Genomic DNA, 21,360 nt, shown 5'->3' with positions numbered 1-21,360 from the left:
TACTCTACAGCATGAACCGCGCCCGCGTTCAATCGAACGGAATTAGTTCCCGGACTTGAACGGGAAGCCGAGCGCCTTGAGCAGCGCGCGACCCTCGTCATCGGTCTTGGCGGTGGTCACGACGGTGATGTCGAAACCGCGCACGCGATCGATCTTGTCCTGGTCGATTTCGTGGAACACACTCTGCTCGGTCAGACCGAAGGTGTAGTTACCGTTTCCATCGAACTGCTTGTCGCTCAGGCCGCGGAAGTCCCGGATACGGGGCAGGGCCAGGTTGATCAGGCGGTCCAGGAACTCCCAGGCACGGTCTCCACGCATGGTGACGTGGGCGCCGATGGCCTGACCCTCGCGCAGCTTGAACTGTGCGATGGACTTGCGGGCCAGGGTGACCTGGGGCTTCTGTCCGGTGATCTTGATGAGGTCTGCGATAGCACCCTCGATCACCTTCGAGTCACGAGCGGCTTCACCGACACCGGTGTTCACGACAACCTTAACGATTCCCGGAATCTGGTGAACGTTGGCGAAGCCAAACTCTTCCTTCAGTGCCGGAGCGATCTCGCTACGGTACTTCTGCTTCAGGCGCGGCTGGATCTTGCCAGCCGACGCGGCAGCGGTGTCAGTCATTAGAGATCCTTACCAGACTTCTTGGCGTAGCGAACGCGGACAGTCTTCTTGACGCCGTCCTTCACTACCTCTTCGTTACGGTGTCCGACGCGGGTCGGCTTCTTCGACTCGGGGTCAACCAGGGCCACATTCGAGATGTGGATGGCTGCCTCGACGGTCTCGATGCCACCGGTCTTGGTGCCGCGCTGGGTCTGGCCCTGACGCACGTGCTTGGTGACGTAGTTTACGCCCTCAACCACGACGCGGTTGGTCTCGTTGTTAACCGAGAGAACCTTGCCCTGCTTGCCGCGGTCGCCGCCGCGGGCCTGGGTGGCACCGGTGATGACCTGAACCAGGTCACCCTTCTTGATGTTCGCCATAGTTACAGCACCTCCGGAGCCAGCGAGATGATCTTCATGAACTTCTTGTCGCGAAGCTCGCGACCGACCGGTCCGAAGATACGGGTTCCACGGGGCTCGCCGTCGGCCTTGAGGATAACGGCAGCGTTCTCGTCGAACTTGATGTAGGAACCGTCGGGACGACGGGTTTCCTTCTTGGTGCGAACGATGACGGCCTTGACGACGTCACCCTTCTTGACGTTTCCACCGGGGATTGCGTCCTTGACGGTTGCAACGATGGTGTCGCCGAGACCGGCGTAACGACGGCCGGAGCCACCGAGAACGCGGATCGTGAGCAGCTCCTTGGCGCCGGTGTTATCGGCAACCTTGAGTCGTGATTCCTGCTGAAGCACTATTTACTCCTTTACAAAGTAGGCCCGAAGGACTACTTGGCCTTCTCGAGGATCTCGACCAGGCGCCAGTGCTTGGTAGCACTCAGCGGCCGAGTCTCGGCGATCAGAACGTGGTCACCGATACCGGCGGTGTTCTGCTCGTCGTGAGCCTTGATCTTCGAGGTACGGCGGATGATCTTGCCGTAGAGAGCGTGCTTGACGCGGTCCTCAACCTCGATGACGATGGTCTTGTCCATCTTGTTGCTGACAACGTAGCCACGACGGGTCTTACGGTAACCGCGAGCGGTCTCCGTGACGTCGGCTGCGGCCGCGTTTTCCTTAGCGGTAGCCATGCCTAGGCCTCCTTCGTGTCGGCGACCTCGGCCTCAGCGGCCTCGGTCTTCTTGCTCTTCTTGGCGGCAGCCTTCTTGGGGGCAGCCTCCACCGGAGCCGGAGTGGCCCGAATACCCAGCTCGCGCTCGCGGATCACCGTGTAAATACGGGCGATGTCGCGACGCACGGCGCGCAGGCGTCCGTGAGTCTCCAGCTGACCGGTAGCGGACTGGAAGCGCAGGTTGAAGAGTTCTTCCTTTGCCTTCCGCAGCTCGTCTACCAGTCGTTCGTTTTCAAAAGTGTCGAGCTCGCTCGGGGTGAGCTCCTTGGAACCGATCGCCATTATGCGTCGCCCTCCTCGCGCTTGATGATGCGTGCCTTGAGGGGCAGCTTGTGGATTGCACGGGTGAGTGCCTCGCGGGCCAGGGTCTCGGGGACTCCAGCAACCTCGAAGAGCACGCGGCCCGGCTTGACGTTGGCGACCCACCACTCGGGCGAACCCTTACCGGAACCCATGCGGGTTTCGGCGGGCTTCTTGGTCAGCGGACGGTCGGGGTAGATGTTGATCCACACCTTTCCACCACGCTTGATGTGACGGGTCATGGCGATACGAGCGGACTCGATCTGACGGTTGGTCACGTAAGCGGGGGTCAGAGCCTGGATGCCATACTCGCCGAAGCTTACGGTGGTGCCACCGGTAGCGTGACCGGTCCGGTGCGGACGGTGCTGCTTACGGTGCTTTACACGACGGGGAATCAACATTAGGCGCTAGCTCCTTCTGCCACCGGCGCCTCAGCAGCGCGCGGGGCGCGACGGGGCCGGTCGTTACGCTCGTTGCGGCCCTTGGTGTTGGCCTGCTCGCGAGCGAGTTCCTTGTTGGTGATGTCACCCTTGTAGATCCAGACCTTAACGCCGATCCGACCAAAGGTGGTCTTGGCCTCGTAGAAGCCGTAGTCGATGTTCGCACGCAGGGTGTGCAGCGGCACGCGACCCTCGCGGTAGAACTCCGAACGGCTCATCTCGGCGCCGCCCAGACGACCCGACACCTGGATGCGAACACCCTTGGCGCCGGCGCGCTGTGCGCCCTGCAGGCCCTTACGCATTGCGCGGCGGAAGGCCACACGTGCGGTGAGCTGCTCAGCGATACCCTGAGCAACCAGCTGAGCGTCGGCCTCGGGGTTCTTGACCTCGAGGATGTTCAGCTGGATCTGCTTGCCGGTGAGCTTCTCCAGGTCGGCGCGGATGCGCTCGGCCTCGGCTCCACGGCGACCGATGACGATACCCGGACGTGCGGTGTGGATGTCCACCCGTACACGGTCGCGGGTGCGCTCGATCTCAATCTTCGAAACGCCTGCGCGGTCGAGGGAGGTCTGCAGCGAGCTGCGGATCTTCACGTCCTCGGCTACGTAGTCGGCGTAACGCTGGCCCGGCTTGGTGCTGTCGGCAAACCAACGCGACACGTGGTCGGTGGTGATGCCCAGGCGGAAGCCGTAAGGGTTTACTTTCTGACCCATTACTTCGTACCCTCCTCAGGAGTGGCGAGCACAACAGTGATGTGGCTGGTGCGCTTCTTGATCTGGAAAGCGCGACCCTGAGCACGAGGCTGGAAACGCTTGAGCGTGGTCCCCTCGTCTACATATGCGCTCTTGATGTACAGGTCGGCCTCGTCCAGGAACAGGTTGTCCTTGTCGGCCTTCACCCGGGCGTTAGCCATGGCGGATGCGACGAGCTTGTAAATCGGCTCGGATGCACCCTGCTGTGCGAACTTCAGGATAGCGAGGGCCTCAACGGCCTGCTTTCCACGCACCAGGTTGATAACGCGACGGGCCTTCATGGGGGTGACGCGGATGTGTCGCACGCGTGCGATTGACTCCACCATTATTTCCTCCTAATCGTCGCCGCCTTAGCGGCGACGGCCCTTCTTGTCGTCCTTCACGTGACCGCGGAAGGTACGAGTCGGGGCGAACTCGCCCAGCTTGTGACCGACCATGGTCTCGGTGACGAACACCGGGATGTGCTTGCGACCGTCGTGTACCGCGATGGTGTGACCCAGCATGGCGGGAACGATCATCGAACGGCGCGACCAGGTCTTGATCACGTTCTGGCTCTTGGCCTCGTTCTGCTTGACGACCTTGCGAAGCAGGTGATCGTCAACGAAGGGGCCCTTCTTAAGACTGCGTGGCATCTTCTACGTCCTCTACTTACGCTTCTTACCGACGGTACGGCGACGAACAATGAGCTTGTCGCTTTCCTTGTTGGGGCGACGGGTACGGCCTTCCTTCTGGCCCCAGGGGGACACAGGGTGACGACCACCGGAGGTCTTACCCTCACCACCACCGTGCGGGTGGTCAACCGGGTTCATGGCAACACCACGGACGGTCGGACGGATACCGCGCCAGCGGTTACGTCCGGCCTTACCCCAGTTGATGTTCGACTGCTCGGCGTTTCCGACCTCACCAATGGTGGCGCGGCAGCGAGCGTCAACGTTGCGGATTTCACCCGAGGGCAGACGCAGCTGCACGTAGGGGCCATCCTTGGCGACGAGACGAACCGAAGCACCAGCGGAGCGAGCCATCTTGGCGCCGCCACCGGGGCGGAGCTCAATGTTGTGGATCACGGTACCGGTGGGGATGTTCTTCATCGGCAGGTTGTTACCGGGCTTGATGTCAGCGCCGGCACCCGACTCGACGATGTCGCCCTGCTTCAGCTTGTCCGGAGCGATGATGTAACGCTTGGTTCCGTCAACGAAGTGCAGCAGCGCGATACGAGCGGTGCGGTTGGGGTCGTACTCGATGTGAGCGACGCGAGCGTTCACGCCGTCCTTGTCGTTACGACGGAAGTCGATCACGCGGTACTGGCGCTTGTGGCCACCACCGATGTGACGGGTCGTGATGCGACCCTGGTTGTTACGTCCACCGGTCTTCGACAGGGGGCGCAGCAGCGACTTTTCGGGGGTCGAACGGGTGATTTCGGCGAAGTCCGAAACGCTCGATCCACGACGACCCGGGGTCGTCGGCTTGTACTTGCGAATAGCCATAATTATTCCTTATGCTCCCTAGCCGACAGCGGTGAAGATGTCGATGGAACCGGACTTGAGCGTGACGATCGCGCGCTTGGTGTCCTTGCGCTTGCCCAGACCGAAGCGGGTACGACGAGTCTTACCCTTACGGTTCAGGGTCGAGATCGATGCAACCTGCACATCGAAGATCTTCTCGATCGCGAGCTTGATCTCGGTCTTGTTCGAACGGGGGTCAACCTCGAAGGTGTACTTGCCCTCGTCGATCAGAGCGTAGCTCTTCTCGGAGACAACCGGAGCCAGAATGACGTCGCGGGGGTCCTTGTTTACGATGATGCTCATGCGGAGACCTCCTCGGTCACCTCGGCCGACGAAGCCACGGACTTAGCCGACTTGCCTGCCACCGGACCGGCGACGAAAGCGTCGAAGGCACCCTTGGTGAAAACGATGTCGTCGGAGACGAGCACGTCGTAGGCGTTCAGCTGATCCGGGTGGATCACGTGGACCTCGGGGATGTTGCGAACGGACAGAGCGCCGACCTCGTCGTTGCGCTCAATAACGATGAGCACGTGACGCGAGGAAGCAATGGTGTCCAGGTAGGTAGCGGCGACCTTGGTCGACGGGGTCTCGCTCAGTGCGAGGGTCGACACAACGTGCAGACGCTCACCGCGGGCCCGGTCGGACAGTGCACCGCGCAGGGCGGCAGCAATCATCTTCTTGGGGGTGCGCTGTGCGTAGTCACGCGGGGTCGGTCCGTGGACGATTCCACCGCCAACCATCTGAGGAGCACGGATCGAGCCCTGACGAGCGCGACCGGTTCCCTTCTGCTTGAACGGCTTGCGGCCGGCGCCGGAGCGCTCTCCGCGGGTCTTGGTGCTGTGGGTACCCTGACGTGCGGCAGCAAGCTGCGCGACGACGACCTGGTGAATCAGCGGGACGTTGGTAACGACGTCGAAGATCTCGGCGGGAAGCTCTACAGCCTCTGCCTTCTTGCCCTTCGCGTCCAGAACGTCAATCTTGGTAGCCATGGAAATTAGGCTCCCTTCACGGCGGTGCGGACGAATACGAGACGACCACGCGCACCGGGAACCGCGCCCTTAACGAGCAGGAGACCCTTCTCGGCGTCGATGGCGTGGACGTGCAGGTTCAGAACCGTAACACGCTCACCACCCATCCGGCCGGCCATGCGCTGGCCCTTGAAAACGCGACCCGGGGTGGACGCGCCACCGATCGAACCGGGCTTACGGTGGTTGCGGTGGGCACCGTGCGATGCCGGAGCGCCGCCGAAGCCGTGGCGCTTCATCACACCGGCGAAACCCTTACCCTTAGAGGTTCCAACGACGTCGACCTTCTGGCCGGCCTCGAAGGTTGCCTCAACGGTGAGCTCCTGGCCGAGAGCGTACTCAGCGGCGTCAGCGGTGCGCACCTCGGTGAGGTGACGGCGCGGGGTAACCCCGGCCTTCTCGAAGTGACCTGCGTCGGGCTTGTTCACCTTGCGCGGGTCGATCTGACCGGCAGCGATCTGCACGGCAGCGTATCCATCTACCTCGAGGTTGCGCACCTGGGTGACAACGTTCGGAGCGATTTCGATAACGGTAACGGGTACGAGCTTGTTGTTCTCGTCCCACACCTGAGTCATGCCGAGCTTGGTGCCGAGCAGACCCTTAACGGTCTTGTTCTGCGTAACCATGATTGCCCCTACAGCTTGATCTCGATGTTGACGTCCGCCGGCAGGTCGAGACGCATCAGCGAATCAACGGCCTTGGGGGTCGGGTCGACAATGTCAATCAGACGCTTGTGGGTGCGCATTTCAAAGTGCTCCCGGCTGTCCTTGTACTTGTGGGGAGAACGGATTACACAAACCACGTTCTTCTCGGTCGGCAGCGGCACGGGGCCAACTACGGTTGCGCCGGCACGGGTGACCGTGTCAACGATCTTGCGTGCCGAGGAGTCGATGACCTCGTGGTCATACGACTTAAGTCGAATGCGGATCTTCTGTCCCGCCATTAGTGACTCTCATTCTGTCTTGCGTCTTACGGTCTCCCGCATTGGACGCGCTTCATCACGGCTAGAGCTTTGCAGCTCCCCCGTGGGGTACTCCTAGGTGTCGCACCACTATTTCGCTATCAACGTGACCTACCGCGCGGCTTCGGTTTCCCGGTTCCGACGATGGGTTCCCCACCCCTGATTTTCGGCCGGCACCGAGGTGCCACCTGTTCGAGGAGTGGAGATTATGTTGTGTCTACCCGGACGTGGCCCGCGGCATATGATTACTCACATTCCACAGACACGATCGGCCGGTTATTTCCCCGGACACAGCTGTGCCCCAAGAAAAAGTCGAACCTCTCGATTCTGGCAGAGACGGGCACTTTATGCAACCCGCGCGTGTCGGATTGTGTGCCTTGATTTCTCGCGGCAAAACGGGGCGCCCACCCTTACAACACGCCCGGGATGCAAATACCTCCTCCGCCCCCTCCCCCGATGACAAAAATTCGGGGCCCGATGCCTACGCATCGAGCCCCGAATCCGGTGGTTTGGGCGGTAACGCTACTCGTTACCGATCGCCTTGTCCGCGGCGTCGCGGGCAGACTGCACCTGGTCGGCGAACTTGCCGCCGGTGACCTTATTGGCCAGGTCCGAGGCGCCGTCCAGCACCTTGTCACTGATCTCCTCGGCCTTTTCACTGTGGATTGCGTCGTTGACCGCCGCGGCGTTGTCGCCGACGAGGCCCTTGGCCTTGTTCACCAGATCTTCGAGTCCCATTGCATTTCCCCTTGCATTCGCGAGCGGCCGCGAAAGTGGCGGCGTGCGATTATTCTCGCGCGCACCCGCTCGACATACAACCGCTCCACTGACCCCCATTCGGGGATGCCGGCCGAGGCTCCGCGAGGCACAGCCCCGACTCATCGGTCACTCCTGTCCGTGGCCCGGCGCGCGCCACGCGCACGGAGGTTCGTGATAAACCGCCCCAGGGTACTCCCATAGGGATCACTTTCAAGAAGATAGGTCCAGATGGAAGGGTCGGTCGAAGGCGGGCCTGAGTACGTTGTCCCGTAGCCATTCGAGATTTCGGCGTGGGCCCGTGTGGTCCTTTCCCGCACAGACTCCCAATAGCGCTCAAACATGCCGCCGAGGATGAGGTTGTATTGTGCGAGCGGGCTTTTCCCCTCCAGGGCAAAAAGATGCGCGCTATCTCGGATAATACTCACCTCGGCCAAATACGCACTCCACTCAAGATCGACGCATCGCAGGAGAACGCGCGGATCGACAGGTCCGTGTGTGAAATGCTCCGAGTTGTTTGCTGCGGTCCGGGCAACGTATCGATCAAATGCCTCGCAACTCCCCGCCAAAAGCTCCTCGCGAACCAGCAGGATCACGGCTCTCTGCTCGGCCAGGAGTTTCCCATACGCGATCACATCTCGATGCCGGTCGAGATGCCGATACTCGCTGGCTCGTTGCGCCGCGACGATCGCTATTCGGCCCGCTCGTCCCCCCGCGGATTCCCCATCAGCCTCGGCTCGGGACAAGAGGCTCTTCGGTGCAAAACCTTGAACCTGCGGATCTTCCAGGCTCAGTATCGCCCGGGTATGTCCGGGGTCTCCTCGCCGTCCAGCTCGCCCGCGGAGTTGAGCATCGATCCGTCGTGACTGGTAGCGGGTCAACGCGATGACCAGCAAGCCGCCATGTTCGAGTACTCGCTGCCGTTCTTCGGGATCACCACCGCCCAGAACGATATCCGCACCTCGTCCCGAGATCTGGGTAGAAACGGTCAGTCTGCCTTCCTTCCCGGCTTGACCAATGACGCTGGCTTCTTCGGAGTCATTGCGTGCATTGAGCACAACCGGGGTCAACCCAACTGCACGCAACCGCCCTCCGAGCCACTCCGAGTCGGGGATACTCGCGGTTCCAATCAAGACCGGCTGCCCTCGTTCCAGGGCGAGCTTTACCATCCTCACGCAGGCTTCAAGCTGCTCGTTACCGGTACGAAAAATCAGATCTGGTTGATCGATCCGTGCGACGGCCTTCTCCGGCTCCATCCGCGTAACGGGCATTCCATAATGATCCATCAGGTCTAAAGACACCAGGCGAAGGGTGCCACTCATGCCTACCGGACGTGTGTAGGCACTGATGATGCCGTGGACCGAGATGGCGTCGAGAACGGTGCCCGTGCGGCTCAGGGGCACACCCTCCTTCGACTCGACCGCCAGTTGCAGCCCATCCGGGTAGCGATGCTGATGCGCGATTCTCCCGAGCGAGGTGTTAATGAGCTCGATGCGCCCGTCCCGCACGAGATAGTCCCTCCCCCGCTCGAGTAGTGCCGCCGCACTAAGCGCTGCGTGCACATACGCAAGGATGTCTCTCGCGTCATCACGATAGAGATTTGGCACTCTCAATCGAGTCTCAATTTCGTGTACCCCCTGCTCGGTGAGTACGACACTTGTTTTGTCTGGGGCGATTCGATAGTGGACAACATCCCGGAGGTCGTTGATGACCGCTGTCACATCATGAATGAGGCTCATCGGAGTGGCGTCGTCCCGCGCTATGACAAGAGGCGAGGCACCGGCATCAATGATGAGCGCATCGGCCTCGTCAAGAATGACCGCATCGCAAACGGGCCGAACCCTGTCCTCGACTCGCTCGGCGACCCTGTCCCGAAGGAGGTCATACCCAACCTCATGTAGGGGCGCGTAAACGACATCCTTGAGGTATGCATCCGCTCGCTCCCGGTGCGGAGTGAGCGATGATATGTGTGCCGAACCAACCCGCAGGAATCGAAACAGCGCGACCATGCTCCCACTATCCCGCGCCGCCAGATAATCGTTTGTTGTCAAAATGTGGACGCTATGGCCTCGGGCAAACATCGCACAGGCGGTGAACGCACCGACGAGAGTCTTCCCCTCGCCGGTATCCAGTTCGACGCTCACCCCGGCAACCATTGCGGCCGTTGCCGCAAGCTGCCCCTCGGAGGCTCGCACTCCCAGGACTCGCCGCGCGACCTCCCGCAGCACCGCCAGCTCAAATCCGGAGACCCCGGTAGAGAGTTCGTGGCCCCTGGTGAATCTACCGAGAGCTTGCTCGTGGAAAACCTGATGGTCCGTGTCGCGGAGCTTTTGCTCCCAGCGGGCAGCATCTCGGGCGAGGTTGAGGTAGATACGCGCAGAACTCACCGGTCCGTCGCTCGAGAGCCGTGCCCGCAGTTCCGCAATTGCCTGAATTCTCATGAAGCGTCACGATCACGTCGATGCCACTGGGAGGTGAAAAGCACGCGCGGTTTCACATCTTCGTAACTGTGACCAGGGTCAAGCACAATCATGAATTGGATCTGGGTAGTGCCCCGGGCGTAGCTCAGGTGATTTGATACAAAGTTGAGAACGGCAAGATAACTCGGCACCGACTGCAGCGTCGTCAAGCTTGTACCGACCTGGGCAGTAATGAGTAGTTCTTGGCAGGTATCAAATAGGGCCTTCTCCGCACGTTGTCCGGGATTATAGAGACAGTGCCACCAGCGAAACCCTTGATATTGGACCGCTGCTGTCCAAACCGTTTCTGTATTGACATCGTCTTTCTCCCTTTTCAACAGGTAAAAGTCGGAATTTGCGGGCCGTGGGGCGAAAAATGTCCAGACGGGCGTGAACGTGGAAAGCGGATCAAATATCCTCACGATCGGGCGCATGCGCGGAAACTGTTGCAGCACCGTCATCATTGCCCACATGGTCGACAACGTCACCACGACGAATTGTCTGGCGTGCCACCTCATCATTTACGCCTACGTTGGCGAGCCGCGGTAAACCCCTGCGCCGTGAATTCAATTGCCGGGTGAAAGGCGAGAAAGGCCCAGAGGAACCGGTTCAACCCCATAAAGTATGCAATTCCTAGGTGGAGGGTCACCAACGCAAGTAGGTACGCTATTCTCACCCGGGGCGGCAAAAACAGGATGGATACCGCCAGAGTTTCACCGGCAATAACGGCCCTTGCGGCAATGAGTCGAAGTCTCGAATGTGATTCTAAGAATTTAAAGAACCGGGCGTGCCCATAGTTCACGGTTCGCAACGAATCCGACAGTGCGGCTCCCCGTCGCCAAGACGATGACGCCAGCTTCGATACGCCGGATACCGAATATGCAAAGAGACCGTGCAATCCCAGGGCGTAACCGATCCGACGTTGGACAACGGCGTTGGTGCCCACATGCTCCGCGATAGTGAGCAGCAGTTGTACAACTATAGTTGCGTGATCCGAACCGTCCCTCCCGAGCGCACCTACCCGAGTATTCTGTCGCACAAGTGCCAACAGCTGAACGGTCCGCAGCCCGCGCGTCAGAAGGGTTTGACGCGAAGCAAAAGACAACACGGGAGCAATCGCGAGCATCGCCCAATTTGCGATCCGGTCGCCTCCCGGACCCATGATCGAATCCATTCCGGGGATTTCGGCAATTCGTGGTGACTTCATCCGCATGACTGGCCACGCGAGCAGCCCTGATTCCACCTTTCGCCCCGCCGGCGACATTTGCTCGAGTGAACCGAGCGCGATACAGAGCTGCGACAAACGCGATACATGGCTGAGCATCCTGCGTCCCGAGGGATCGGATGTTTGCCCTTTTCTCCGAGGGTTTGCCCCCTCTATTCGCCTCATCATCAGGTTGCCTCGTTCGGCCCTCGATGGGTCGCTGCAAGAATCTCTGCGTAGCTCGCTCCGGCGCTGGCTATCGCAGCTTCTGTGAACGCTCGTTTTGTGTTGCGCCGCGGCAGCGGTGGTTGGCCGCCCTTGGAGGGCATACCCATCGCCTGGCAAAATGCAAAGGCCGCGAGCGGGAGCACCGTGAGCGGCGTACTCAGCGTGGGGATACCGTCTTCGCCCTGTGTATCGGGTTGCAGCCCCAGCACATCATTGTTGCTTTCATTTGCCGCGGATTCAACGCGATCCGTATGTTTTGTCATTCCAAACCTCCCAGTGTGTTTACCCGGCGACTCACCGAATTTCCTCACGGTAGGCCGAGGACTTGGATTTTGGCTGGCGATACGACTGTGATTGGTTGGGAATTCGGATTGAGCCGGGTGGGCTTCCGGAGGTCACCGGGAATCACAAAACCCCCGCAGACCGAAGTCTGCGGGGGTTTTGTTTAGCTAGTCGCTAGATCAGAAAGTAACCGAAATTACTTGGTGATCGAGGTGACGGTACCGGCACCAACGGTGCGGCCACCCTCACGGATTGCGAAGCCGAGGCCCTCTTCCATGGCGATGGGCTGGATCAGCTCAACGGTCATGTCCACGGTGTCACCGGGGAGAACCAGCTCGACACCCTCGGGGAGGGTGATGACGCCGGTCACGTCGGTGGTGCGGAAGTAGAACTGCGGGCGGTAGTTCGCGTAGAACGGGTTGTGACGGCCACCCTCATCCTTGGACAGGATGTAGGCGGTGCCCTCGAAGTTGGTGTGCGGGGTAACCGAACCCGGCTTCACGATAACCTGACCGCGCTCTACGTCTTCGCGCTTGGTACCGCGGAGCAGCAGACCACAGTTCTCGCCGGCCCATGCCTCGTCGAGCTGCTTGTGGAACATCTCGATACCAGTCACGGTGGTCTTGACGGTCGGACGCAGTCCAACGATCTCAACCTCGGAGTTGATGGCGAGGGTTCCACGCTCGGCGCGGCCGGTCACAACGGTTCCACGACCGGTGATGGTGAAGACGTCCTCAACGGGCATCAGGAAGGGCTTGTCGCGGTCACGAACCGGGTCCGGAATGTTCTCGTCAACAGCCTTCATGAGCTCGAGGATCTGGCCGACCCACTTCTCGTCGCCCTCGAGGGCCTTCAGAGCCGAAACGCGCACGACCGGAGCGTCGTCGCCATCGAAGCTCTGGCTGGAGAGCAGCTCGCGAACCTCGAGCTCAACGAGCTCCAGGATCTCCTCGTCCTCAACCATGTCGGACTTGTTCAGTGCGACGAGCAGGTAGGGAACACCAACCTGCTTGGCGAGCAGAACGTGCTCACGGGTCTGAGCCATCGGACCGTCGGTAGCGGCAACCACGAGGATTGCGCCATCCATCTGAGCGGCACCGGTGATCATGTTCTTGATGTAGTCGGCGTGACCCGGGGCGTCAACGTGTGCGTAGTGACGCTTCTCGGTCTCGTACTCCACGTGGGAGATGTTGATCGTGATACCACGCTGACGCTCCTCGGGAGCGGAGTCGATGGTAGCGAAGTCGCGCTGAACGTTGGTTGCCGACGGGTAGGTGTCAGCCAGAACCTTCGAGATGGCCGCGGTAAGGGTGGTCTTACCGTGGTCAACGTGACCGATGGTTCCGATGTTTACGTGCGGCTTGGTCCGCTCGAACTTGGCCTTAGCCACTGGGTCCTCCTCAGGACTTGTGCAATGTGTTCACGCGCTGGATTGCACGCGGCACACCACAGGGATTGTCAATATATGTTACTAGGTTTCGCCGGTGTCCCGGCGCGTCGTCGCAAATGTAGCGTAGGTCAGCGACGACGCGCCAGGCAGCGCAGGGGCTATTCGCCCTGGTTCTTCTGAATGATCTCCTCGGCAACAGCCTTGGGGACCTCAGCATAGCTTTCGAAAGTCATCGAGTAGACGGCGCGACCCGAGGTCTTCGAGCGCAGGTCACCGACGTATCCGAACATCTCCGAAAGCGGAACAGCGGCGCGAATAACCTTCACACCGGAGGCGTCCTCCATCGAAGAAATCTGTCCACGACGAGAGTTCAGGTCACCAATAACGTCACCCATGTACTCTTCGGGGGTACGGACCTCAACGGCCATGAGCGGCTCGAGCAGGACGGGGTTCGCCTTGCGCAGAGCCTCCTTCATACCCATCGAGCCCGCAATCTTGAACGCCATCTCCGAGGAGTCGACGTCGTGCGCGGCACCGTCAAGCAGGTTCGCCTTGACACCCACGACGGGGTAGCCGGCGAGCACACCAACCTGAAGCGCATCCTTGAATCCGGCGTCAACCGAGGGGATGTACTCACGCGGAATACGGCCACCGGTGACCTTGTTGTCGAACTCGTAGATGGTGTCCTCGGTGACCTCGATCGGCTCGATGCCGAACTGGATCTTCGCGAACTGACCGGATCCACCGGTCTGCTTCTTGTGGGTGTAGTCGTGCTTGTCAACCGTGCGACGGATGGTCTCACGGAAGGCAACCTGGGGCTTACCCACGTTGGCCTCAACCTTGAACTCGCGCTTCATACGGTCAACGAGGATGTCCAGGTGAAGCTCACCCATACCCTTGATGACGGTCTGACCGGTCTCCTGGTTGAGCTCAACCCGGAAGGTCGGGTCCTCTTCAGCCAGCTTCTGGATAGCGGTACCGAGCTTCTCCTGGTCGGCCTTGGTCTTGGGCTCAATTGCAACCTCAATGACGGGCTCGGGGAAGGTCATCGACTCCAGAACAACCTGGTTGTTCGGGTCGGTCAGGGTGTCACCGGTGGTGGTGTCCTTCAGACCGATCACGGCGTAGATGTGACCAGCGGTAACGCGGTCAACGGGGAGCTCCTTGTTGGCCTGCATCTGGAAGATCTTTCCGATGCGCTCCTTCTTGCCCTTGGTGGCGTTGTAGATGCCCTCACCGGATTCAGCCGAACCCGAGTAGACACGTACGTAGGTCAGACGACCGAAGAAGGGGTGCACGGCAACCTTGAAGGCCAGAGCCGCGAAGGGCTCCGAGGCGTCGGGCTTGCGCTCGATGATGACCTCTTCGTCGCGCACGTCGCGAGCCTCGATGGCTCCAACGTCCAGCGGCGAGGGGAGGTAGTCAACAACGGCGTCCAGCATCGGCTGCACACCACGGTTCTTGAAGGCCGAGCCACACAGAACCGGGTAGATCTCCGAGTTAACGGTGAGCTTACGGATCGCGCCCTTGATCTCGGCGATGGTCAGCTCTTCGCCGCCGAAGTACTTCTCCATGAGGGCGTCGTCGGTCTCGGCGACGGTCTCCAGCAGAGCGGTGCGGTATTCCGCAGCCTTCTCCTTGAGGTCCTCGGGGATCTCCTCGGTGGCGTACTTGGCGCCCATCTGAACGTCACCCTTTGCGTCTCCGCGCCAGGTCTTAGCGTTCATCTCGACGAGGTCAACAACACCCTCGAACTCGCTCTCGGAGCCGATGGGCAGCTGGATAACCAGCGGCTTGGCACCCAGGCGGTTGACGATGGTGTCTACGGTGAAGTAGAAGTCAGCACCCAGCTTGTCCATCTTGTTGACGAAGCAGATACGCGGAACGTTGTACTTGTCAGCCTGACGCCACACGGTCTCGGACTGGGGCTCAACGCCCTCCTTGCCGTCGAACACGGCGACGGCGCCGTCGAGGACGCGGAGCGAGCGCTCCACCTCAACGGTGAAGTCAACGTGACCGGGGGTGTCGATGATGTTGATCTGGTTCTTGTTCCAGAAACAGGTCACGGCGGCAGACGTGATCGTGATGCCGCGCTCCTGCTCCTGCTCCATCCAGTCGGTGGTGGCACCGCCGTCGTGGGTCTCACCGATCTTGTGGTTCACACCGGTGTAGAAAAGGATGCGCTCGGTCGTAGTGGTCTTACCGGCATCGATGTGCGCCATGATGCCAATGTTGCGGACCTTGTTCAGGTCGGTGAGCACGTCAAGTGCCACGGGTTCCTCCGATATTTAGTAGGTCGGGAAGCCGAACTCGGGCCCATCCACGGGCGGACAGGAAAAATCCCGCCCGCCCGCGAACGGAACTCTCGCTACCAGCGGTAGTGAGCGAATGCCCGGTTCGACTCGGCCATCTTGTGGGTGTCTTCACGACGCTTCACAGCGGCGCCCAGACCATTCGATGCATCCAGAATCTCGTTGGTGAGACGCTCGATGATCGTCTTCTCGCGGCGGCCCTTGGCGTAGGACACGAGCCAGCGCAGTGCGAGAGTGTTGGCACGGTGAGGCTTAACCTCAACCGGCACCTGGTAGGTCGAACCACCAACACGACGGCTGCGAACCTCAAGAGTCGGGCGCACGTTGTCGAGCGCCTTCTTCAGGGTCACAACGGCGTCCTGGCCGTTCTTGGCGGAAACGGCAGCCAGTGCGTCGTACACGATGCGCTCGGCGAGGGACTTCTTACCATCGACGAGGATCTTGTTTACGAGCTGGCTGACGATCGGAGCGCCGTATACCGGATCGGCAACGACGGGGCGCTTCGGAGCGGGTCCCTTACGAGGCATTACTTCTTCTCCTTCTTGGCGCCGTAGCGGCTACGAGCCTGCTTGCGGTTCTTCACTGCCTGAGTGTCGAGAGCGCCGCGAACGATCTTGTAACGCACACCGGGGAGGTCCTTAACACGACCGCCGCGCACGAGCACCATCGAGTGCTCCTGCAGGTTGTGGCCCTCGCCGGGAATGTAGGCGGTGACCTCGGTGCCGTTGGAGAGCTTCACACGAGCGACCTTACGCATCGCCGAGTTCGGCTTCTTCGGGGTGGTGGTGTACACACGGGTGCAAACACCACGCTGCTGGGGATTGGCCTTCAGAGCGGGAGCCTTGGTCTTAGTGACCTTCGGCGTACGCCCCTTCCGGACCAACTGCTGAATAGTTGGCACTACTTCTCCTTGTTTGTGCTGCACGGTGACAGCAATGACATGTTTTTAGCATTGACCACTCCGAGACGAGTCTCGGGGCGGTATCTACATGTTCGTCCGTTCCGATTGCTCGGCCCGGTCTCATATGACCCACCAGTCCGCCAAAAAGGCCGGACCATAAACCGTGGGTATGCCGTGGGGGTCATCTATCGAAACAGATGCACCCGGGTGTGTGACGAGGCGACGTAAATTCCCTCAAAATCCGGGGATTTTTTTGAGCAGGCACGCCAAAACGCACACCCCTCGATTCTATGCCCGGATAACGCTCGGGTCAAACGGACTTTCGCGCGAATTCATGCGGAAGTGTCCGATTCCCGCCCCTCCATGACACGCCCGACCTGAGCGGGCCCCCTGCGGACGCGTTCCTAGCCCGAAAGCGGGGGCACATTGAGCTCCCGCTGAAGATCCGCCATGAGTGCCTGGATCTGAGGTTCCACGTGGCGCGCGAGCGTCTGCCTAATCTCGGGACGGTACTGCTCCAGGGCCCGACCGATCAGGGCCACCGCATGCTGCCCACACTCATCGGCCAGGCGAATCTCTATGCGCAGGGCCGCCTTGGCCTCCTCGCTGAGCGGTGGCGGCGGGGGCAGATCCCGGGAGCTGTCCCGTGCGAGTCCGGCCAGGGTGAATAGGAATGGTGCTCCCGGTTCGGGTTCGGGATCCAGCGGCAGCCCCTCAAATTCGGGATCCAGCCCCTCCTGCGGGCGATAGCTGCGCCGGGTTCTCTCCTCGGCCCGACCGAGTTCGGCGGCCAGTGTCGGCAGGTTTTTCTCGGTGTAATCGGCCACCTCGGCATCGGTGATGCGCTTGAGTCGGGTAGACAGGGCGTGTCCCACCGCGTGGGGCACGTCGGTGTCCAGTCCGGCATGTCCCAGCAGCGGGGAACCCAGACAGAGCCGGCACGGGCGGGTGCGCGCACGCGACTCCCCCGGCTGCCAGCGCGGAACCCAGCGGCCCCATGAGCGCACGGCGGCCGCAACCCGGTCCTCCAGCGTCCGATCCATACCGCGAGCGTAACCCGATCACCGGGCGGAAACCAGTATCCACCGCGACTTTTCCCGGATCGGTCGGAGAACAAGCACTCTGAGTGTGTGAGGGCTCGAAAAGGCGGCCCCGCCTCAGGCGTTTCAAACCTGGGCAGACGCACAAAAGGGGCCTTGCGGCCCCTTTTGCGGCTATTCACATCTGGCGACCGGACCCGAATAGCTGGGTGATCGGTGCGCAACGTACGCTGGGACTCTAACAGAGTCGTAGACGCGCCGCGATGACGAGGAGGTCTCAGAATGTCGCAGTTCAAGCCCACGGATCCGCTCGAGACCACTCCCGCTCAGCGTGCCGAATTCACGCGCCTTTTCGGCGGAGGCCGGATGAAAAGCTACACCGAGGTCGCCCACACCTCTGCGGACGTCCTATGTCGCTCGGTTCCGGCACGAGCAGACGCAGGCTCGGCGGGCTAGTCCGTTTCGGCCATCTCCTCGGCGCTCCAGCGCACGGCAGTGACCGCCGGGGTGCGGATGACCTCGGCGATGGCCTCCTCGATTTCACGGTCGTTGCGCTCATCCGAGCGGATCATCGCGGTGATGCGCACCCCCTTGTCATCGGGCAGGTCAAGGGCATCGATCGAGAGCACCGTGAACTCGGGGCGGTGGACCGCGTCAAACACCAGCGAACGTACGGCCCCCTCGGCATCCACCGGGCAGTACACCTCGAACCGGTACTCGGCGGCCGGGTGCTCGCGTCCCTCCTCGCCGCGGCGACGATCCAGGGCACGCCCGAGTGGACGCAGCAGGGTGTTGGCCAGCATGATCGCCACCGCTCCCCCGAGCGCCACCAGGTAGAGCCCGCCCCCGGCGAGCGCGCCCACCGCGGCCGAGGCCCAGAGGGTCGCGGCGGTGTTGAGCCCGGAGATCGTAGCCCCCTGCTTCATGATCACGCCGGCACCGAGAAAACCGATGCCCGAGACGATCTGAGCGGCCACCCGGGTGGGATCGGCGTCGGGGCCGTTGAAGCTAAACGCCCCCATCACCACAAACAGGGCGGCACCGAGGCTCACCAGGGCATTGGTGCGTACCCCGGCGGTGCGCGCACGCCACTGCCGCTCGAAGCCGATGGCCGCACCGAGGAACGCCCCGATGCCCACACGCAGGGCAAGATCTACCGGTGAACCGGAGACGATGCCAAAGAATTCTGGGGTCAGGGTGGTGATGGTCATGAGGGTCTCCGATCGAGGCGGACGCGGGTGACCGCGCCAGGAAGCATAGGTGCGGCCGGTGTCGCGTGGGTAAACACGCGGCACCGGCCGACTGGGATTTCGGGAAGGGATCTGCCGGTTAGATCCAGGAGTTGAAGCGAGCGATGAAGCGACGCTTGGCCAGCTGAACCACCACGCAGTAGGCGCCCAGGGTGGCGATCAGCCAGGGGAAGTAGGTCCAGGGCAGCGGCACCAGGCCGAGGCTCTGACCCCACCCGATAAAGGGCAGCACCAGACCAAACACGCACACGGCCCCGGTGGCCAGCAGCACCGAGATGCTGGCCCGCGACTGGATGAAGGGGAGCTTCCGGGTGCGCAGCAGGTGCACGATCAGGGTCTGCGAGATGATCGACTCGATGAACCAGCCGGACTGGAACAGCGCGGCGTGCTCGGGGGTGTTGGCGGCGAACACAAACCACATCAGCGCAAACGTGGTGATGTCGAAGATTGAGGAGAGCGGACCGATCCGGATCATGAACCGGCTGAGGCTCTTGCTCTCCCAGGCGCGGGGCTTCTTCAGGTCCTCGGGGTCCACCTTGTCCCAGGGCAGGGTGAGCATCGAGAGGTCGTAGGTGAGGTTCTGCACCAGCACCACGATCGGGATCATCGGGATAAACGGCAGCAGGGCGCTGGCCACCAGGACCGAGAACATGTTGCCGAAGTTGGAGGAGGCTGTCATCGAGATGTACTTCATCGTGTTGATGAAGGTGCGGCGACCCTCGATCATGCCCTGCTCAAGCACGGTGAGGTCCTTTTCCAGCAGGATGATGTCGGCCGACTCCTTGGCGATGTCCACCGCGGTGTCCACCGAGATACCCACATCCGCGGTGCGCAGGGCCGGGGCATCGTTGATGCCGTCGCCCAGGAAGCCCACCGTGTGTCCGTGGGTGCGCATCGCCTCGACGATGCGGGCCTTCTGGGTCGGGGTGATCTTGGCAAAGATGGTGGTGGTTTCGGCGAGCTCACCCAGCTCCACCAGGCTCAGGTTCTCGATCTCGGGTCCGGTCACGATGGTGCCCACATCCAGTCCCACCTCGCGGCCCACGGTTGCGGCCACCAGCGCGTTGTCGCCGGTGATGACCTTGACGGTGGTGCCGTGAGCCTGGATCTGACGGATCGCCTCGGCCGCGCTGGCCTTGGGCGGGTCGAGGAACGCGAGGAACCCAACCAGGGTCATGTTCTGCTCATCGGCCAGGGTGTACTCGGTCTCATCACCCTCGGGACCCACCTCGTCGATGGTCTTGATCGCGACGGCGAGCACCCGCAGCCCCAGCGCGTTCTGCTCGGCGACCAGGTCCTCGAGCTCCATCAGGCGCATGGCCGACAGTGGACGCTGCTCCATCCCGTGCAGCTCGGTGGTGCAGAGGCCCATGACCTCCTCGACCGCACCCTTGGTGATGATGGTGTGGGTGAACCCGTCCCCCACCACCACGGACATCCGGCGGCGCACAAAGTCGAAGGGCATCTCGTCGACATAGGTGTACTCGGCGGTGATCCGGTCCAGCTCGTCCTCGCCGGCGGCGGTCAGTACCGCGCCGTCCAGGAGGTTGCGCAGACCGGTCTGGAAGTGGGCATTGATCGCGCCGTAGCCGAGGGTCGACTCGCTGCTGCGGCCGTCCACGTCCAGGTGACGCTCAAGCACGATCCGGTCCTCGGTGAGGGTTCCGGTCTTGTCTGTGGCCAAGATGTCCATCGCCCCGAGGTTCTGGATCGAGTTCAGACGCTTGACGATCACCTTGTGCTTCGCCATGTGCTGGGCGCCCTTGGCGAGGTTCGCGGTGACGATCAGCGGGAGCATCTCCGGGGTCAGACCCACGGCGGTGGTCACACCAAAGAGCAGTGCCGTGGTCCAGTCCTTGGTCAGGCCGTTGATGATGAACACCACCGGGACCATGATCAGCATGAAGCGGATCAGGGTGAAGGACACCCGGCGGATACCCACATCAAACGCGGTCTCCGGTCGGGCCCCCACCAGGGTGCGGGCCATGGTGCCGAAGTAGGAGTTGTCGCCGGTGCCGATCACGATTGCGGTACCCGAGCCGGACACCACCGAGGTACCCATGAACCCCAGGTTCGGGGCGTCCAGGATGTCCGCGATCTGCACCTTCCGGGCGGCCTCGATGGTCTTCTCGGCGGGCAGGGCCTCACCGGTCAGCATGGCCTGGTTGAGCTGCAGGTCCTTGGTGCGCAGGAATCGCACATCGGCGGGCAGCATGTCGCCGGCGGCGAACTGCAGCACGTCGCCGGGGACCACGTCGGTGATCGGCAGCTCGCGGGTCACCGCGGTCCCGTCCACCAATCGGGTCACCGCGGTCGTGGTGCGCACCATGGCGGAAAGCTTCTGCGCGGATTTGGCCGAGCGGTACTCCTGCCAGAAGCGCAGCACGGCCGAGACCAGCACCATGATGCTCACGGTGATCATGCCGGTGTAATCGGGGCCATCGGCCGGGTCGGCCATCCACACATCGGTCACCCACATCACACCCACCAGGAACAGCAGGATCAGGATGAACGGGTTGAGGAAGGTCTTCAGGAACTGGACAATAGCGGGGGCCGGCTTGTCCCGACCGATCTCGTTGGCACCGAAGCGGTCGGTGCGCTCGCGCACCTGATCCGGGGTCAGGCCGTTGAGGGTGCTCTGCTGGGCGAGGATGGTGGCCTCGGTCTCGCGGTGGGTGGCCAGCAGGAGCAGTTCCTGCTGTGCGGCGCTCAGCCCCTTGCCGGCGGTCTCGGTGAATCGGCGCGGGTTGCGGGTGGGACGGGTGGGCGGCGGGGTCGCCGCCTCGAAGCTCGTGGTGGCCTCATCGAAGCCGCTGGTGGGGAAACGCATG

Annotated in this window: 25 protein-coding genes; all 25 read right to left on the bottom strand. The window is 61.8% G+C overall.

What is annotated here, in order from left to right; translation table 11 throughout:
* Positions 1 to 42 precede the first annotated feature (42 nt).
* The 25 genes from rplE to mgtA all read right to left on the bottom strand — a co-directional run bounded on the left by rplE (position 43) and on the right by mgtA (position 21,359).
* Positions 43 to 624, bottom strand: coding sequence for a 50S ribosomal protein L5 (gene rplE, locus IE92_RS0108120; protein ID WP_030147999.1), 582 nt, complete (start codon positions 622 to 624; stop codon positions 43 to 45).
* Positions 624 to 983: a 50S ribosomal protein L24 gene (gene rplX / locus IE92_RS0108115; protein WP_030147998.1), complete on the bottom strand. Its 360-nt coding sequence runs from the start codon at positions 981 to 983 to the stop codon at positions 624 to 626. Before rplX ends, rplE begins: the two co-directional genes overlap by 1 nt.
* Positions 984 to 985: 2 nt before the next feature.
* Complete coding sequence (rplN, locus tag IE92_RS0108110) at positions 986 to 1,354, bottom strand: 50S ribosomal protein L14 (protein WP_030147997.1); 369 nt, start codon at positions 1,352 to 1,354, stop codon at positions 986 to 988.
* Positions 1,355 to 1,386: 32 nt separating this feature from the next.
* The gene (rpsQ, locus tag IE92_RS0108105) at positions 1,387 to 1,686 is read right to left on the bottom strand and encodes a 30S ribosomal protein S17 (protein WP_030147996.1); all 300 of its coding nucleotides are present in this window, start codon (positions 1,684 to 1,686) and stop codon (positions 1,387 to 1,389) included.
* 2 nt (positions 1,687 to 1,688) lie between these two features.
* Positions 1,689 to 2,009 (bottom strand): 50S ribosomal protein L29, encoded by a 321-nt coding sequence (gene rpmC, locus IE92_RS0108100; protein ID WP_030147995.1) that lies wholly within the window; start codon positions 2,007 to 2,009, stop codon positions 1,689 to 1,691.
* Positions 2,009 to 2,428 (bottom strand): 50S ribosomal protein L16, encoded by a 420-nt coding sequence (gene rplP, locus IE92_RS0108095; protein ID WP_030147994.1) that lies wholly within the window; start codon positions 2,426 to 2,428, stop codon positions 2,009 to 2,011. The genes rpmC and rplP overlap by 1 nt, the downstream gene beginning before the upstream one ends.
* Positions 2,428 to 3,180: a 30S ribosomal protein S3 gene (rpsC, locus tag IE92_RS0108090; RefSeq protein ID WP_030147993.1), complete on the bottom strand. Its 753-nt coding sequence runs from the start codon at positions 3,178 to 3,180 to the stop codon at positions 2,428 to 2,430. Before rpsC ends, rplP begins: the two co-directional genes overlap by 1 nt.
* Entirely contained in the window at positions 3,180 to 3,545 is a 366-nt protein-coding gene (gene rplV / locus IE92_RS0108085; RefSeq protein ID WP_030147992.1) for a 50S ribosomal protein L22, read from the bottom strand. Before rplV ends, rpsC begins: the two co-directional genes overlap by 1 nt.
* Before the next feature lie 24 nt (positions 3,546 to 3,569).
* Positions 3,570 to 3,851 carry a 30S ribosomal protein S19 gene (gene rpsS / locus IE92_RS0108080; protein ID WP_030147991.1) on the bottom strand — a complete coding sequence of 94 codons (282 nt, stop codon included), beginning with the start codon at positions 3,849 to 3,851 and terminating at the stop codon, positions 3,570 to 3,572.
* A gap of 12 nt (positions 3,852 to 3,863) precedes the next feature.
* Positions 3,864 to 4,703, bottom strand: a complete 840-nt coding sequence (rplB, locus tag IE92_RS0108075; RefSeq protein WP_030147990.1) for a 50S ribosomal protein L2 — start codon at positions 4,701 to 4,703, stop codon at positions 3,864 to 3,866.
* 18 nt (positions 4,704 to 4,721) lie between these two features.
* Positions 4,722 to 5,024 (bottom strand): 50S ribosomal protein L23, encoded by a 303-nt coding sequence (rplW, locus tag IE92_RS0108070; protein ID WP_030147989.1) that lies wholly within the window; start codon positions 5,022 to 5,024, stop codon positions 4,722 to 4,724.
* Positions 5,021 to 5,710: a 50S ribosomal protein L4 gene (gene rplD, locus IE92_RS0108065; RefSeq protein ID WP_030147988.1), complete on the bottom strand. Its 690-nt coding sequence runs from the start codon at positions 5,708 to 5,710 to the stop codon at positions 5,021 to 5,023. The genes rplW and rplD overlap by 4 nt, the downstream gene beginning before the upstream one ends.
* Before the next feature lie 5 nt (positions 5,711 to 5,715).
* Entirely contained in the window at positions 5,716 to 6,372 is a 657-nt protein-coding gene (gene rplC / locus IE92_RS0108060) for a 50S ribosomal protein L3 (protein ID WP_030147987.1), read from the bottom strand.
* An 8-nt stretch (positions 6,373 to 6,380) separates the two neighbouring features.
* Entirely contained in the window at positions 6,381 to 6,689 is a 309-nt protein-coding gene (gene rpsJ, locus IE92_RS0108055; RefSeq protein WP_030147986.1) for a 30S ribosomal protein S10, read from the bottom strand.
* 540 nt (positions 6,690 to 7,229) lie between these two features.
* Entirely contained in the window at positions 7,230 to 7,445 is a 216-nt protein-coding gene (locus IE92_RS0108050; RefSeq protein ID WP_030147985.1) for an antitoxin, read from the bottom strand.
* Positions 7,446 to 7,585: 140 nt separating this feature from the next.
* Positions 7,586 to 9,904 carry a preprotein translocase subunit SecA gene (locus IE92_RS16600; protein WP_081863946.1) on the bottom strand — a complete coding sequence of 773 codons (2,319 nt, stop codon included), beginning with the start codon at positions 9,902 to 9,904 and terminating at the stop codon, positions 7,586 to 7,588.
* Positions 9,901 to 10,386: a hypothetical protein gene (locus IE92_RS0108040; RefSeq protein ID WP_156027468.1), complete on the bottom strand. Its 486-nt coding sequence runs from the start codon at positions 10,384 to 10,386 to the stop codon at positions 9,901 to 9,903. The genes IE92_RS16600 and IE92_RS0108040 overlap by 4 nt, the downstream gene beginning before the upstream one ends.
* 928 nt (positions 10,387 to 11,314) lie before the next feature.
* On the bottom strand, positions 11,315 to 11,617 hold the full coding sequence (locus tag IE92_RS18295; protein WP_156027467.1) for a hypothetical protein: 303 nt from the start codon (positions 11,615 to 11,617) through the stop codon (positions 11,315 to 11,317).
* Between the two features lie 215 nt (positions 11,618 to 11,832).
* Positions 11,833 to 13,026, bottom strand: a complete 1,194-nt coding sequence (gene tuf, locus IE92_RS0108030) for an elongation factor Tu (protein WP_030147981.1) — start codon at positions 13,024 to 13,026, stop codon at positions 11,833 to 11,835.
* A gap of 158 nt (positions 13,027 to 13,184) precedes the next feature.
* Entirely contained in the window at positions 13,185 to 15,299 is a 2,115-nt protein-coding gene (gene fusA, locus IE92_RS0108025) for an elongation factor G (RefSeq protein ID WP_030147980.1), read from the bottom strand.
* A gap of 95 nt (positions 15,300 to 15,394) precedes the next feature.
* Positions 15,395 to 15,865 (bottom strand): 30S ribosomal protein S7, encoded by a 471-nt coding sequence (gene rpsG, locus IE92_RS0108020; protein ID WP_030147979.1) that lies wholly within the window; start codon positions 15,863 to 15,865, stop codon positions 15,395 to 15,397.
* Positions 15,865 to 16,239: a 30S ribosomal protein S12 gene (gene rpsL, locus IE92_RS0108015; protein WP_030147978.1), complete on the bottom strand. Its 375-nt coding sequence runs from the start codon at positions 16,237 to 16,239 to the stop codon at positions 15,865 to 15,867. The genes rpsG and rpsL overlap by 1 nt, the downstream gene beginning before the upstream one ends.
* Positions 16,240 to 16,643: 404 nt before the next feature.
* A complete protein-coding gene (locus IE92_RS0108010) occupies positions 16,644 to 17,282 on the bottom strand; it encodes a hypothetical protein (protein WP_030147977.1) in 639 nt (212 codons plus the stop codon).
* A gap of 449 nt (positions 17,283 to 17,731) precedes the next feature.
* Entirely contained in the window at positions 17,732 to 18,490 is a 759-nt protein-coding gene (locus IE92_RS0108000) for an MgtC/SapB family protein (RefSeq protein ID WP_051701689.1), read from the bottom strand.
* 118 nt (positions 18,491 to 18,608) lie between these two features.
* Positions 18,609 to 21,359 carry a magnesium-translocating P-type ATPase gene (mgtA, locus tag IE92_RS0107995; RefSeq protein ID WP_081863947.1) on the bottom strand — a complete coding sequence of 917 codons (2,751 nt, stop codon included), beginning with the start codon at positions 21,357 to 21,359 and terminating at the stop codon, positions 18,609 to 18,611.
* Position 21,360 lies beyond the last annotated feature (1 nt).

The organism is Mycetocola saprophilus, assembly GCF_000718085.1.
GTDB classification, from domain to species: Bacteria; Actinomycetota; Actinomycetes; order Actinomycetales; family Microbacteriaceae; genus Mycetocola; species Mycetocola saprophilus.
This window is presented reverse-complemented; position numbering and strand designations above follow the sequence as displayed.

Bases quoted from the DNA above. Each gene is read 5' to 3' on its own strand.
- rplP (WP_030147994.1), bottom strand. From the start codon at position 2,428: ATGTTGATTCCCCGTCGTGTAAAGCACCGTAAGCAGCACCGTCCGCAC.
- rplX (WP_030147998.1), bottom strand. From the start codon at position 983: ATGGCGAACATCAAGAAGGGTGACCTGGTTCAGGTCATCACCGGTGCC.
- rplC (WP_030147987.1), bottom strand. From the start codon at position 6,372: ATGGTTACGCAGAACAAGACCGTTAAGGGTCTGCTCGGCACCAAGCTC.
- rpsQ (WP_030147996.1), bottom strand. From the start codon at position 1,686: ATGGCTACCGCTAAGGAAAACGCGGCCGCAGCCGACGTCACGGAGACC.
- rpsJ (WP_030147986.1), bottom strand. From the start codon at position 6,689: ATGGCGGGACAGAAGATCCGCATTCGACTTAAGTCGTATGACCACGAG.
- IE92_RS18295 (WP_156027467.1), bottom strand. From the start codon at position 11,617: ATGACAAAACATACGGATCGCGTTGAATCCGCGGCAAATGAAAGCAAC.
- IE92_RS0108000 (WP_051701689.1), bottom strand. From the start codon at position 18,490: ATGACCATCACCACCCTGACCCCAGAATTCTTTGGCATCGTCTCCGGT.
- rplB (WP_030147990.1), bottom strand. From the start codon at position 4,703: ATGGCTATTCGCAAGTACAAGCCGACGACCCCGGGTCGTCGTGGATCG.
- rplE (WP_030147999.1), bottom strand. From the start codon at position 624: ATGACTGACACCGCTGCCGCGTCGGCTGGCAAGATCCAGCCGCGCCTG.
- IE92_RS16600 (WP_081863946.1), bottom strand. From the start codon at position 9,904: ATGAGAATTCAGGCAATTGCGGAACTGCGGGCACGGCTCTCGAGCGAC.
- rplD (WP_030147988.1), bottom strand. From the start codon at position 5,710: ATGGCTACCAAGATTGACGTTCTGGACGCGAAGGGCAAGAAGGCAGAG.
- rpsS (WP_030147991.1), bottom strand. From the start codon at position 3,851: ATGCCACGCAGTCTTAAGAAGGGCCCCTTCGTTGACGATCACCTGCTT.
- rpmC (WP_030147995.1), bottom strand. From the start codon at position 2,009: ATGGCGATCGGTTCCAAGGAGCTCACCCCGAGCGAGCTCGACACTTTT.
- IE92_RS0108040 (WP_156027468.1), bottom strand. From the start codon at position 10,386: ATGATGACGGTGCTGCAACAGTTTCCGCGCATGCGCCCGATCGTGAGG.
- rpsG (WP_030147979.1), bottom strand. From the start codon at position 15,865: ATGCCTCGTAAGGGACCCGCTCCGAAGCGCCCCGTCGTTGCCGATCCG.
- mgtA (WP_081863947.1), bottom strand. From the start codon at position 21,359: ATGCGTTTCCCCACCAGCGGCTTCGATGAGGCCACCACGAGCTTCGAG.
- IE92_RS0108050 (WP_030147985.1), bottom strand. From the start codon at position 7,445: ATGGGACTCGAAGATCTGGTGAACAAGGCCAAGGGCCTCGTCGGCGAC.
- rpsC (WP_030147993.1), bottom strand. From the start codon at position 3,180: ATGGGTCAGAAAGTAAACCCTTACGGCTTCCGCCTGGGCATCACCACC.
- rplV (WP_030147992.1), bottom strand. From the start codon at position 3,545: ATGGTGGAGTCAATCGCACGCGTGCGACACATCCGCGTCACCCCCATG.
- IE92_RS0108010 (WP_030147977.1), bottom strand. From the start codon at position 17,282: ATGGATCGGACGCTGGAGGACCGGGTTGCGGCCGCCGTGCGCTCATGG.
- rplW (WP_030147989.1), bottom strand. From the start codon at position 5,024: ATGAGCATCATCGTAAACAAGGACCCCCGCGACGTCATTCTGGCTCCG.